The following is an 11,868-nucleotide window of genomic DNA, read 5'->3' on the forward strand; positions in this document are numbered from 1 at the left end:
ATCTTCCTGGAAAAGCCCGAACTACCCCGCCTCGCGACGACGCAGTTACCTTCAGCTACGGAGCTGTGGCCAACTCCGACGGGGACTTACACCCCGCAGATAGCACGCCCTCACGGGCGTACACTAAACCGCTCGCGCGGTAACCCTCCGGCCAAGCGCGAAGTGACTCAATCGCCAGCGCTGTTTCCTATGTTGAGGACCGAGGCAATTCGCCTCGAGCCTCGACAGGAGCACAGCCATGTCAGTCGCGACGCCTACCATCAGCCCGCTACGCCAGCGCATGATCGAAGACATGCGGATGCGCAAGCTTGCGGATCAGACCGAGACCCAATACATCCGCGCCGTGTGCCAGTTCGCGGCCTTTCTCGGCCGCGCTCCCGACACGGCGAGCACCGAGGACCTGCGGCGCTATCAACTCCATCTGGTCGATCACGGTATCTCCCCGGTTTCGCTCAATGCCGCGATCACCGGATTGAAGTTCCTCTTTGAAGTGACGCTCGGCGATGCTCAACGCATGGCCAAGATGCGCCCCGTACGAGTACCACGCACCCTGCCCGTGGTACTTCTTAGCCCCGACGAAGTCGCTCGACTGCTGGCGGCCGCCGGGAACCTGAAGCACCAGACCGCGCTCGCGGTCGCCTATGGCGCCGGCTTGCGCGCCAGTGAAGTGGTGGCGTTGAAGGTGTTTTCCTGGCACGCCCATCGGCCTCCTCCAGCTTTGGCGTTCGCGGCTTTATCCACATCCGACGTTCCCCCCCTTTGGCTGGCGCTTCAGGTGGGTGACCGAAAGCCGCGCCGCGTGAGAGTTATTCGAGTTTCGCGCGCAGACGCGAGCGGCCAGGTAGGAAATCTGCGGCCTTCAAGCGCGCGAGGAAGCCATACGCCCAAACACGAATTGGCCCAGGTACCAGGCCAAATCTGAATTCGCGAGGATGATGTCTTCGGATACGGACGATGCCTCCAGCCTCATCCGCTTCAACACAAGCTTGCCCTCGCGCGAGGCGAGCCATGCCCGGACAAAATCCCCTCGCGCTTTGGTATCCGCCGCCCCGAAGTGCTCGCGCCCTTGCCGCGACTCTTCGTTCATGCGAGCGCGAGTCTCGTCATCGCGCGAGGCCACACTGCGCTCCACGCTTGTCTTGACAGCAATCTTCGCGGCTTCCTTCTGTTCTTCTTCGACGAGCAGCTTGGTCTGGACCTGAACCATCGTCCGTTCGGCCTCTGACATGCGCCAGTTGTCGCGCAAGGCCTTCATCAAATAGCCAGCGGGGCTCTTCTTGATCTGACCGCGATTGAGCTTGAAGCGGGTGTACTCGATCGCCTGCAGGATGCGATCATCGTTCCATGTCTCGCGGTTCTCGGAAATCTCGCCGAACTGACGGGTTGAGAGGTTGAACTCTTCCTTCAGGATCTTATAGATCTGGCTGGCATCGGACAGGCTTGCCATGACAGCGTCCGCCGTGTCCTTGCGCTTGAGCAGAAACCGAATCCGGTCGACCTTCTTGGAGGACGTCGACTCGGTCTTAGTCTCGTAGGACAGCTCGATATCCGAGATGTCATTGATTTCACGAACTGCCGGCTCCAGCCAGTCGCGCTTGAAGTATTTAAAGATGGTCGCGTTCGCGCCCATCTTTCCGGGCCAGGTCCGCATCTCCTCGAGCTTGATCCAGTCTGTACGCCCGTTGGGCACACTTGGCAGGACCTTGTCATAGATCGCGCGCGCGAGGCTGCGGGTAAAAGACGTTGAGATGCGAAGGCTGAGCCAGTGAGATTTGCGTGGGTCTCGAATATGCGGGATCAAGCTGTGATGCACATCGAAACGGACGCGGCCGCGGTGCATCGCCACCATGCCGATCAACTGAACCTGGACCCAGATATCGTTCTCATCCGGCTCACGGTCTGACGGTGTATTGGTGACCCGGACCTTGGCATTCTGCGCTTCGTCCGCGATGGTGCGCAGGTGCTTCAGGTTACGGCTGTCATAGCGCATCAACCACTTGAAGTAGTTCAGCTCGACATCGTATTGGTCTGGAACCTCCGGTTCTTGTGCCACGATGAAATACGCGGCATCCAGGAACCGTCGCGCCGCCAACCCCATGTTGACAATTTCCGTGAAGAAATTATTGCGCTGATAGCCGATTTCCCGGTTTGCCTCATTGATGGGCAACCCGAGGTCAAACATGTCTTCGAACAATGCCAGCGCCATTTGGCGAGGCGTCGTTCTCGCTTTGACCTCCACTGGATTGTCCGTCTCCATACTCGTCTTCTCACTCGTCTTGTTCTCGGGCGACTCTAGCATGTGATGGTGAGGTCCTGTCAACACAACAAACCTCACCTTCACGTTGGTCCGTCGCGCTGTCGGCTCAGTTTGGGGTGACGCGCACAACGAACCTCACCAGACGCACAACCAACCTCACCAATATCCGTTACGCGTGTGGTTCGAACCATAGCCCCGCCTGGGCAAATCGGACTTGTCCACACGTGCCGCACAATACATCTCACCTTCGGGGTGTTTGCACAATGAGCCTCACCTTGTCGCGGAATAGACCTCACCTGCGCCACACAGTAAACCGCACCTTGGCAGCACAGAGAACCTCACCAATGACACAGCTAACCTCACCTTTGAAGGGTTAAGCCATTGATCGAAAAGGATTTCGTGATTCTCCGTTTGTTTGCTAGGTTGTTTACTTCAAAAAACATCCAACCAGCATGGCGCTTGCAGTCTCGAAGCGATCAGTGCGCATTGACCTATTGATCGCTGCACACGAGCGTACCCATTTCTGCGTCCCTGTTGTCGTGATCTCTAACCGGAACGGCGCCGAAGTTGCAAGAGGATCGCTGGGGTCATGTAGACCCACTTGGACAGGGCAAGGCCAACACCGCGCTCAGCTGCATGGTGAGGTTCCTTGTGCATGAGATGAAGGTGAGGTTTCTTGTGCTGACCATTAGAGAGGTGGAGGGCACAACAAACCTCACCGCCGCTCCCAGGCAAAGGGTCTCGCCGCTCAAAGGATGGTGAGGTCCATTGTGCATCGGCGCGCAGGTGCACCCCGCTCCACTCTTGACGGCTGAAAATCGTCGTCACTGCGACGTGATGAGGCTCCAGCGCTAATCCATGCTGTAAAGCAGCACAAAGGACCTCACCATCTCTGCTTTTGCGTCATGCCCTTCTTTGTATGGGTCGTGCAAAGGTGAGGTCGATTGTGCGACGGCGCTTACCAGGTGCCCTCCCCCACACCAAACGTCCGACCACCTTGTACTGGGAGGGAACGAAGGTGAGGTTCATTGTGCCAGAGTTCGCCAAGTTCACTTCTCCAATTCTGCCGAACGGCACAATCGACCTCACCTTGCCGGTGCCGACGGCGATGAACAGGTTGAAGGTGAGGTCATTTGTGCCACCTTTTGGCTCTGCTTATAAGGTGAGGAATGTCGCACGGCTTTCCAAAGCCATCATGTGAACCCCAAGACGTCCCGAGGTTGCCCAAAATTTAGGCAAAATCGTTGTTTTCAAAGAAACTTTAGTTAAAAAACAGCGATTTATGAGCCGTTGCTCAAGTGTTTCCTGTATTCTGAGCTTTATCGAGTTATCCGGATAAACCTCAGAATGGTGAAAACGAGCCAACTTCCAGCAGTCGACCGAACTGTACCGCTAGAGCAGATATCCCAGTTCGCGGAAAAGGTCACCATTTTTACAGACGAACTTCGCGAGACGATTCTCGCACCGCGGCCGCGAAAAACCGCACCGATTTTCAAGACGGGGGAGATTGCAGACCTGTGCAACATCTCCCACTCGCAAGTTCAGTACCTCGCGACCAAGGGAGACGGCGAATTGCCACCCGGAAAGGCTGCCGGTACTGGGCGTACCCGAACCTTCACGCTCGAGGAGGCACGCATCTGGGTGCAGAAGGTCTCCGACATTTACCAGACGCCGTTGGTCACAGGCACGCGAGAGCCCGAAGGAAAAATCATTATTACCGCCCAGCTCAAGGGCGGCTCGGCAAAGACGACCACGACTATGTGCCTAGCTCAGGGGCTGACATTGCGTGGCAGAAAGGTCCTGGTTGTCGACCTGGATCCTCAGGCCTCACTCTCGGAACTGTGTGGCTTGTACGCCGAGAAGGATGTCACGCCAGAAGACACGGTCTTGCCTTATATCTACGACCAGCAAATCGAGGGGGGACTGCAGGGAAGCATCCAGTCAACCTATTGGGATGGCCTTGACCTGATCCCTGCGCATACCGAACTGATTGGGGCAGAGTTCCATCTGCCCGCGATGCAGAAAATCAAGCCTGGCTTTCGCTTCTGGACGGTGCTGAGGGAAGGGTTAGAGCCGTTGCGCAAGCACTATGACTATATCCTCATGGATACGTCTCCCTCGCTTTCCTACATGAACCTGAACGCCTTGCTGGCGGCAGACGCGATGGTCATGCCGATGGTTCCTGAGAACCTCGACTTCATCAGCTCGCTGTCGTTCTGGCGCTTGTTTTCAGACGTCTCCAAAAGCTTCATCAAGTATGAAGCCGACAAGAAATACGACTTCGTCTCGTTGCTGCTCTCGAAGGTCGATTATGGGCGCACCTCGTCGGCACCCATTGTGCGTGCCTGGGCGCAGAGCGCTTATGAGAAGTGGCTGCATTCGATCGAGGTGCCGGCGAGTTCGGTGATGAGCACCGGGGCGCTGGCATTCTCGACGGTGTTCGACGTGAGTAGCACGCATAGCGCGGCCAAGTCGCTGCAGCGCGTGCGTCAGCCGATTATGGACTATTGCCGGTGGTTGGATGAAATCTATGCAGAAAAATGGAGGAGCGCGCAATGAGCAATATGCGAGAACAGCTGCTGGCTAAGACGGCGGGCATCCGCAAGACCTCGGCGATTCAGCAGGACGAAGTCAAGCGTAGCGAGCGAACCCAGACGGCGCCTGGCCTCACCGGGGCGCTCGCCGTTGCGCAACTCCGTGTCCAAGAGTTGGAGGCAGCCGGCGTCGCGTCGCAACTCGCTGTCGCTGACATCGTGCCGAACCCATGGCAGCCCCGTCGCGTGTTTAGTGAAGGCAAGCTGTCGGAGCTTGCTGAGTCGATTCGTGAAGTGGGACTCATGCAACCGATCGTGGTACGCCGCGCTGAATCCGGCTACCAGATTGTTGCAGGGGAGCGCCGGTGGCGCGCCCACAAAATGCTTGGGTTCGATACCGTCAAGGCCGTCGTCGTGGAGTGTTCTGATGCGGATATGGCGGTGCTCGCCATGGTCGAGAACATTAGCCGCGACGACCTTTCTGACTATGAAATTGCGCTGTCGGTCCGGCGCACGGAGAAGGAATTTCCGTCCCGCGTACGACTTGCGGAGGCGCTTGGCCTGTCCAAGAGCGGTCTTTATCGATTCCTTAGCTTCGCGCAGTTGCCGGATTTCGTGTTGCAGGATCTCGACCTTCAACCGCGGCTGCTCGGCGGAAGCGCGGCCGAAGCCATTGTCACGACGATTCGGAAGTATGGGGAAGCTGGCAACGATGCTGCGAAAGAGATTTGGCCGCTCGTAGCATCGGGAAAGATGGAGCAAGGGAAAGTCGCTGGCGCTATCAAAGCACTCGCAACCCGGCGCGCATCGGCGCCGAGTTCCGCGAGTGAGCGAAGTATTGACAAGTTCTTCTCCGGCAGGGAACAGGCTGGTTCCATTACGAAGGACGTCAACGGCTTCACGGTGAAGATCAGAGCTGGGGTTCTGTCCGAGGCCCTGGAGACGCAAATCCGACAGCTCATCAGCGAATCGTTCCACCACCAGCCCAAGTAGGTACACCTACAAGTAACCACGCCCGCTTCGAGCGGGCTTTTTTATTGTCGAACGCTGAGCATGGGCGACGCGGGTCGACCTTCCCAAGTTGGGGCAGTGCCAAGCACGGCTCGCCGACCTTCCACAGTTGGGACGGTGCCTGGCGCTACTCGCCGACCTTCCCAAGTTGGGACGGTGCCTGGCGCTGCTCGCTGACCTTCCCAAGCTGGGACGCTACCTGGCGCGGCTCGTCGACCTTCCCAAGTTGGGACGCTACCTGGCGCGGTTCGTCGACCTTCCCAAGTTGGGACGCTACCTGGCGCGGCTCGTCGACCTTCCCAAGTTGGGACGCTACCTGGCGCGGCTCGTCGACCTTCCCAGGTTGGGACGGTGCCTGGCGCGGCTCGTCGACCTTCCCAAGTTGGGACGGTGCCCGGCGCGGCTCGTCGACTTCCCAAGTTGGGACGGTGCCCGGCGCAGCTCATTGGCCTTCCCATGTTGGGATAGTGCCAAGCACGGCGCGCCAATCTTCCCAAATTGGGACAGCGCCGGGCCGCAGCTCGCGGACCTTCCCAAGTTGGGGCAGTGCCACGGCTCGCTGACCTTCCCAAGCTGGGACGCCGCCAGGCACAGCTCGCCGATCTTCCCAAGTTGGGACGATGCCCGGCGCGACTCGCTGATCTTCCCGAGTTAGGACGCTACCCGGCGCGGCTCGTCGACCATCCCAAGTTGGCACGCTGCCAGGCGTGGCCCGCCGACCTTCCCAAGTTGGGGCGCTGTCCGGCGGGCTCGCCGACCTTCCCAAGTCGGGACGCTGCCTGGCACGGCTCGCTGGCCTTCCCAAGTTGGACGGTGCCTGGCGCGGCCCACCGACCTTCCCAAATTGCGACGTTGCTTGGCGCGACTCACCAACCATCCCAGTTCGGGAAGCTGACGAGCGGCATTCGTGACGTTCCCAAGTTGGGGCGGCCCTGGTATCGCCCTCCCGCATTGAGCGAGACCGGTATCAATTCCGCTTGATGCCCAAGCCATAAAGTCGCGGGGAAATTTCAGTACGAATTTTAGTTGCGACGGCCGGGCGGGCAACTGCATGTCGATCTCGGTGAACCCGGCCCCCGGCTTCATGGCGCGTATGCTGGTCAGTCTGACTTGGCTACATTCGCAGTGGATCGCTTGCTCACTGGGCCATATCAACGAGGGTTGTCGTCCCTGGTTCTTCACTGCCTTTCATAGACAGTTGGATAAGACAGCGGCGCACGGCGAGAGAGCGCACGAGTGCTCTCAACCAGCACTCTATGCGACGCCCGGAATTTTGCCGGCTAGCGCATGCGCTACGTCTTCCAGCGCTTCGTGGGTGTACCGCCGCGTGGTGTTGATGTCGCGGTGCCGCAAGGCACGCTGCACGTCGGTTACCGGTACGCCGGCGCGTAGCAGATGTGTGGCATGCGTATGCCGTAGCCAGTGCGTCGACGCGGCCCGGAGTCGGGCCGCTTCCTCGCTACGGCATCCTCGCTCCAGGCGGTCGGCCGCTTCGGCGAATGCCGCGCGTACGACCGCGTAGATCCCTTGGCGCGTACGCAGCGGCTGGCTCAACTTTCGATGGAGCTCAACCGTATCGGCCAGCGGTGCGGCGCGCAGCCGCCCGCTGGCGATCGCCGGGATGACCGCCATGGTGTCGGTGGCACTCGGCGTCGGCGGCAATCCCACCAAACGGCGCCACCGCGCTAGTTCGTCCATCGCGTTGTCGCACGGCACCAGCTGATCGTTGCCACCTTTGGCGTGACGGATACGCACGGTCCAGAACGCACCGGACCGGCCAGGATGGCGTTCGAAATCCGCCCACGTCAGCCCGGTCACCTCGGAGGCGCGTAGTCCCGTCTGGAACAGCAGCGCAACTAGCAGGCGGTCGCGCGCCTGGTGTAGTTGCGCCCATCGTGTCGGCGCCGGACGCACTTCGATCGCTTCGAATACCGCGGCGACCTGTTCCAGTTCGAGAAAACGCCGCTGAGAGCCCGGCCCTGTGGCAGCGCGCACTCGCGGCACTGACGCGAACGGATTGATCCGCAGCGCCCCAACCCGTACCAGCCAGTCGAACAGGCCGCCCACGATAACTGCGCTCTGACGCCGCGACGCCTCGGAAAGCGGGCCACGCAGCGGCCGCCAAGCCGCGCTGCCGCGGCGCGCCCTGGCGTCGCTAACCGCGTGCGCCGGCGGGTCGCGCAGGAAGGCAAGATAGTCGCTGGCATGGGTAACCTGCCAGCTGGCGATGGGTCGGCCCAGCGCGTGCGCATACCACAGCAGGCGCTGCGCCTCGAGCTCGTATTGACTGCGCGTGCTGGCACGCAGACCAAGGCCCGCTGCGGACTTGGCGTCGATCCATGCGCGCACCAGCTCGGCGTCGGAGAGCCCACCCGGCAGCACCGGGCTAGCCAGCGCATTCGGCGAGAGGGGCGAGGTATCCATTGGCGGGGCAGTTTGGGCAGATGTCATGGCTGGCCACGGCGAAGGTAGGTAGCCGGCTGGCGCATCACCGGGCAAGACCAGCGGCGGGCTCTAGAGCCAGATGTGAGCGATTATATCCAGCCAGCACATCTACTTACCATTATTCGGATAATGGTAAGTAAAAAAGGAGCATGCGCACCGCACCTCGATCTGAGATGGCGATCATCTTTGGTCCGCTGGGCGGTCCAGGCACCTCTCGGTAGGAAGGTCCGATAGCCGGAAAGCGCAGAACTGCCTAGGACTCACTCAGATGTCCCTCGCCATCCGGTCCCATCTGTGTTTGGGGGTGCTAAGTGCTTGATCTATAACAAAATTCAATGAGCGTCACATCGAACCGGGCTCAAAATGCTGATAAAAACGCAATGTAAATTATTTTGCGCGACGTGAGGTCGCATTATTTGTTGCTTCACCACCTCACAAGCGAGGAAGGAAACCGGGCGTTCCGTCAGGCTACCGGTGCATGCGGGGCTGGTAACGGCCCCGTGTGAAGCCATCGGGACAACGTAGCCCGACGTCAGTCACGCCAAAGTCGCGAGACCGAGGCGCATCTGCGAGTGTCAATGCGGATGGGGCGCTAGGCTGGATGGCAAGGTTAAGGTATCTGAACGGTCGCAACCATCGTTATTACAGAGGAAATATGGGGCAACACGGTGGACAGACTGAACCTACTCCATTCTTGCAAACAATGTGGAACACGGTAAGTCCATATCGCTGCCCATCCGGGCAGGGCGGTGCGATAGAGGAGGACTGAGAAAGCGAAGGCCGTCCTGTAATGGGACGGATGGGGGGTTGCGCCGCAAGGCAACATCACCCCACGCGAAAGCGGGCAGACTTCAGCTGGTCTTTCATCACGAAATGGTTTGACGAACCTCTTTGAAGGAGGGTGTTGAGGATCAAGGATCGCGCGAGCGATGCTCACCATGCGCAAGAGCAATCACACAGCCAAAAAGCTCTGATTTGGATTTCGTCCGTAACTATTCCCTTCGACAGTTGCTGAAAGGCAACGTCAGGGCTATGAATGCTCAGCATTCATGAGACTACGTCGAACTGCCGAACTCGCAGTTACTTCGCCGATCCCGTAACGCTCCCCCTTTCCGGTCGCTCGCGTGCCCGCCCCGCAACCGGCCATGGCGCCTCAAGGCGCCGATGCCAATCTGATGGCGTGGCGCCTCGTCATGGACCGCGGCTGGCGGGGGCGCGTCGAAATTATTCAGAAAAACAGGGAGTGGCCATCACCGATGCCCGCCCCACGGCAGCTGCGCTGCGCGCCATGCTGGAGGACGAGGATGAGAATACAAGCTCAAACGCTGCTGGCGACCATGCCCCAAGGGGCGTCGGGGACGCTCGACAAGGCCTCGCGCTTTGTTTTCGACTATACGACCACCGAGCGGCCCTGCGAAGTGTCGCTGGGCATGCCGATCGGGCTCGAAAGCTATGGCAGCACCGTGCTGCATCCGCTCTTTGCGATGAACCGCCCGGAGGGCTATCTCCGCCACAAGTTCGGCAAGCTCATGCAGCTCGACGATATGCGGCTGCTGTCGCTCACCGGGGCCAACCAGATCGGACGCCTGCGCTACGCAGAGCCCGACGCACCGGCGAAGCGGCTGGGCGCCGGGGTGGGCCTTGCGACGGTCTTGGAGAACGCGGGGTCGGCCGAGCTGTTCGAGTACCTCGTGGATACCTACCTGACTTCGGGCATCAGCGGCTTCCGGCCCAAGATCATGATTCCGGACGCTGACAAGCCGCCGGTGCCGCTGGGCACGCGTGCGAGCGTGGTCATGCCGGACCTGATCGTCAGGGCCAGTGGCGAGGACTATTCGCATCTGGCGCAAAACGAGTTCCTCTGCATGGATGCGGCGCGCCGGGCGGGGCTGACGGTCCCGGACTTCTGGCTGTCGGATTCGTGGCAGCTTTTCGTGATGGCCCGCTTTGATCTGGTCGGGGGCGGCAGCTCGGCTTCGAGGATATGGTGGTGCTGACGAACCGCAGCAACGACGAGAAGTACCGCGGGTCCGACGAGCAGATCGCAAAGGTGATCAATGCCTGCTGTGGTGCGAATGCCCCGGGACAGTTGCCGGCGCTTTTTTCGAGTATTTGGCACTGACCGTGCTCGTGCGTAATGGCGACGCGCACCTGAAGAACTTAGGGCTGCTGTACGAAGATCCGCATACCGCGCCGCCCATACTCTCGCCGCTCTTCGATGTGGTGACGACGACGGTCTACCGATACCAGTACAAGCTCGGCGTGGAGCTCACCGACCGCGAGTTGGCGCTCAAGCTCGCCAAGTCCAAGCGACCGAGCGTGGCCACGCTGCGTGGGCTGGGCGAGGGCGATCTGAGTCGGGGCATTCGGCTGGCGGCCCAGCTCGTGCAGCAGCAGGGTACGTCCAGCCACATCGTGGTCCGTCTCACCGACGCCGGGCTGGTGCCGGTCACGGGGCGGAGCCGGCTGATGGTCGAGCTGGACCTGCAGGGCTCGGCGCTGGCGCGTACCGTGGATGGCCAGCCCGTGCGCATCCAGCGTGGGCCGGACGGCACGCTGCAGGCCATCTTGCTGCACGCCACGCGTTGACGCCGTGGCGCGGTCGGGCAAGGGCGTCGTCGCCGCGATGCGGTTTCGGCCGGTCCTGTGGTGGACCGGGACGGCTCATCGCTTGGGGCGCTCCAGTTGCCGGACCTGCTGATAGCGGGCATAGGCCAATGGCCGCAGGCGCTGGAGTTCCGCCTCCATCGACTGGCCTTGGATCTGTGCGCCGGCAATGAACGTGATCGCGTCGAGCGGCAGGTACGTGTTCAGGGGATCACGATACAGCCGCTCGATCTGGCGTTCCAGCGCGGCGCGATCGACCGTCAGCGGGATGCGCGACTGGCGCTCGGCCGTGGCCGTGTTTGCCGTTGGTCCCAATGACGCGGCGAGATCGCGCAGGGGCAATGGATTGCCCATCCAGATACCCGTCCAAATACGCGTGACGGGTCGCCGGGGTCTTGGACAGCCACCAGTCGGCGTCGGGCACCACCTCCGCCACGGCGGGACCTGCCAGCACAAGGGCGCACAAGACGGCGGGGAATCGGGCTGGCTGCACGCGGTATCTCCATGGTCCGTTGGGTGGCCCCAGCCGACGCGAGGCCGGGTCATGCCGACCGGATCATGCCATAGGCGCAGCGACAGCGGCCGGTCGCCGCTGCCCGCCCACGCCGGCGAGCGGCGCTCGCCGGCGCACGATGACAGGGTCGCAAGGCGGACGCGGCGCGGCGCGCCCCACGGCCCGGCGCAAGCGCCGGGCCACGCCATGAGGCCCCAAAAAAACGGGCGGCGCTCGCGCGCCGCCCGCAGCGGCACCACGCTGTGGCCATGGGCATCCCTGCCAACGGCCGGCTGCGCCGGCCTGAGTGCCCACGCCGCGCGGCGCGCCCCACCCACACCGGGATGCCCCGGGCATCGCGAAGGTGCCCCCTCTCCCACCGGGGCGGCCCGGCGGCTGGTCGTGGGCTCACAAAAAACGGCCTGCATTCGCGGGCCGCTCTCGGCATCGCTTCTGCCCCTTAGAAGCTGTTGCGAAATTAGCTAATGCAGTGCTTTAGCCTGCTCCAGCAAATCAGTGAA

The 11,868-nt window shown here is 61.2% G+C and carries 9 protein-coding genes and 1 pseudogene; 7 read left to right on the forward strand and 3 right to left on the reverse strand.

Annotation, left to right across the window (positions count from 1 at the left end; genetic code table 11):
- Positions 1-238 precede the first annotated feature (238 nt).
- A pseudogene (locus tag AC3FNH_RS30835) lies at positions 239-685 on the forward strand (tyrosine-type recombinase/integrase); the annotation flags it as partial.
- 174 nt (positions 686-859) lie between these two features.
- Here AC3FNH_RS30835 and AC3FNH_RS30840 read toward each other — a convergent pair.
- Positions 860-2,257 carry a replication initiation protein gene (locus AC3FNH_RS30840; RefSeq protein ID WP_488722787.1) on the reverse strand — a complete coding sequence of 466 codons (1,398 nt, stop codon included), beginning with the start codon at positions 2,255-2,257 and terminating at the stop codon, positions 860-862.
- 1,347 nt (positions 2,258-3,604) lie between these two features.
- On the opposite strand from AC3FNH_RS30840, the gene AC3FNH_RS30845 reads away from it, so the two are divergent.
- The 3 genes from AC3FNH_RS30845 to AC3FNH_RS30855 all read left to right on the forward strand — a co-directional run bounded on the left by AC3FNH_RS30845 (position 3,605) and on the right by AC3FNH_RS30855 (position 6,457).
- Positions 3,605-4,816 (forward strand): ParA family protein, encoded by a 1,212-nt coding sequence (locus AC3FNH_RS30845; RefSeq protein WP_276104012.1) that lies wholly within the window; start codon positions 3,605-3,607, stop codon positions 4,814-4,816.
- Positions 4,813-5,784: a ParB/RepB/Spo0J family partition protein gene (locus tag AC3FNH_RS30850; RefSeq protein ID WP_488722788.1), complete on the forward strand. Its 972-nt coding sequence runs from the start codon at positions 4,813-4,815 to the stop codon at positions 5,782-5,784. Before AC3FNH_RS30845 ends, AC3FNH_RS30850 begins: the two co-directional genes overlap by 4 nt.
- 166 nt (positions 5,785-5,950) lie before the next feature.
- Complete coding sequence (locus AC3FNH_RS30855; RefSeq protein WP_488722789.1) at positions 5,951-6,457, forward strand: hypothetical protein; 507 nt, start codon at positions 5,951-5,953, stop codon at positions 6,455-6,457.
- A gap of 599 nt (positions 6,458-7,056) precedes the next feature.
- On the opposite strand, the gene AC3FNH_RS30860 is transcribed toward AC3FNH_RS30855, so the two are convergent.
- Entirely contained in the window at positions 7,057-8,226 is a 1,170-nt protein-coding gene (locus AC3FNH_RS30860; protein WP_488722790.1) for a tyrosine-type recombinase/integrase, read from the reverse strand.
- Positions 8,227-9,551: 1,325 nt separating this feature from the next.
- On the opposite strand from AC3FNH_RS30860, the gene AC3FNH_RS30865 reads away from it, so the two are divergent.
- The 3 genes from AC3FNH_RS30865 to AC3FNH_RS30875 are packed head-to-tail and all read left to right on the forward strand — an operon-like array spanning position 9,552 to position 10,836.
- Entirely contained in the window at positions 9,552-10,244 is a 693-nt protein-coding gene (locus AC3FNH_RS30865; protein WP_488722791.1) for a HipA N-terminal domain-containing protein, read from the forward strand.
- The gene (locus AC3FNH_RS30870) at positions 10,238-10,369 is read left to right on the forward strand and encodes a hypothetical protein (protein ID WP_488722792.1); all 132 of its coding nucleotides are present in this window, start codon (positions 10,238-10,240) and stop codon (positions 10,367-10,369) included. The genes AC3FNH_RS30865 and AC3FNH_RS30870 overlap by 7 nt, the downstream gene beginning before the upstream one ends.
- Before the next feature lie 2 nt (positions 10,370-10,371).
- Positions 10,372-10,836 (forward strand): HipA domain-containing protein, encoded by a 465-nt coding sequence (locus tag AC3FNH_RS30875; protein ID WP_488722793.1) that lies wholly within the window; start codon positions 10,372-10,374, stop codon positions 10,834-10,836.
- Positions 10,837-10,911: 75 nt separating this feature from the next.
- Here AC3FNH_RS30875 and AC3FNH_RS30880 read toward each other — a convergent pair whose 3' ends face one another.
- Positions 10,912-11,196, reverse strand: a complete 285-nt coding sequence (locus AC3FNH_RS30880) for a hypothetical protein (protein ID WP_488722794.1) — start codon at positions 11,194-11,196, stop codon at positions 10,912-10,914.
- Positions 11,197-11,868: the final 672 nt, after the last annotated feature.

It is taken from the genome of Cupriavidus sp. 22TCCZM01-5 (genome assembly GCF_057798915.1).

Excerpts from the sequence above, each read along its gene's own strand:
- AC3FNH_RS30840 (WP_488722787.1), bottom strand. The coding sequence starts at position 2,257 with ATGGAGACGGACAATCCAGTGGAGGTCAAAGCGAGAACGACGCCTCGC.
- AC3FNH_RS30845 (WP_276104012.1), top strand. The coding sequence starts at position 3,605 with ATGGTGAAAACGAGCCAACTTCCAGCAGTCGACCGAACTGTACCGCTA.
- AC3FNH_RS30850 (WP_488722788.1), top strand. The coding sequence starts at position 4,813 with ATGAGCAATATGCGAGAACAGCTGCTGGCTAAGACGGCGGGCATCCGC.
- AC3FNH_RS30860 (WP_488722790.1), bottom strand. The coding sequence starts at position 8,226 with ATGGATACCTCGCCCCTCTCGCCGAATGCGCTGGCTAGCCCGGTGCTG.
- AC3FNH_RS30865 (WP_488722791.1), top strand. The coding sequence starts at position 9,552 with ATGAGAATACAAGCTCAAACGCTGCTGGCGACCATGCCCCAAGGGGCG.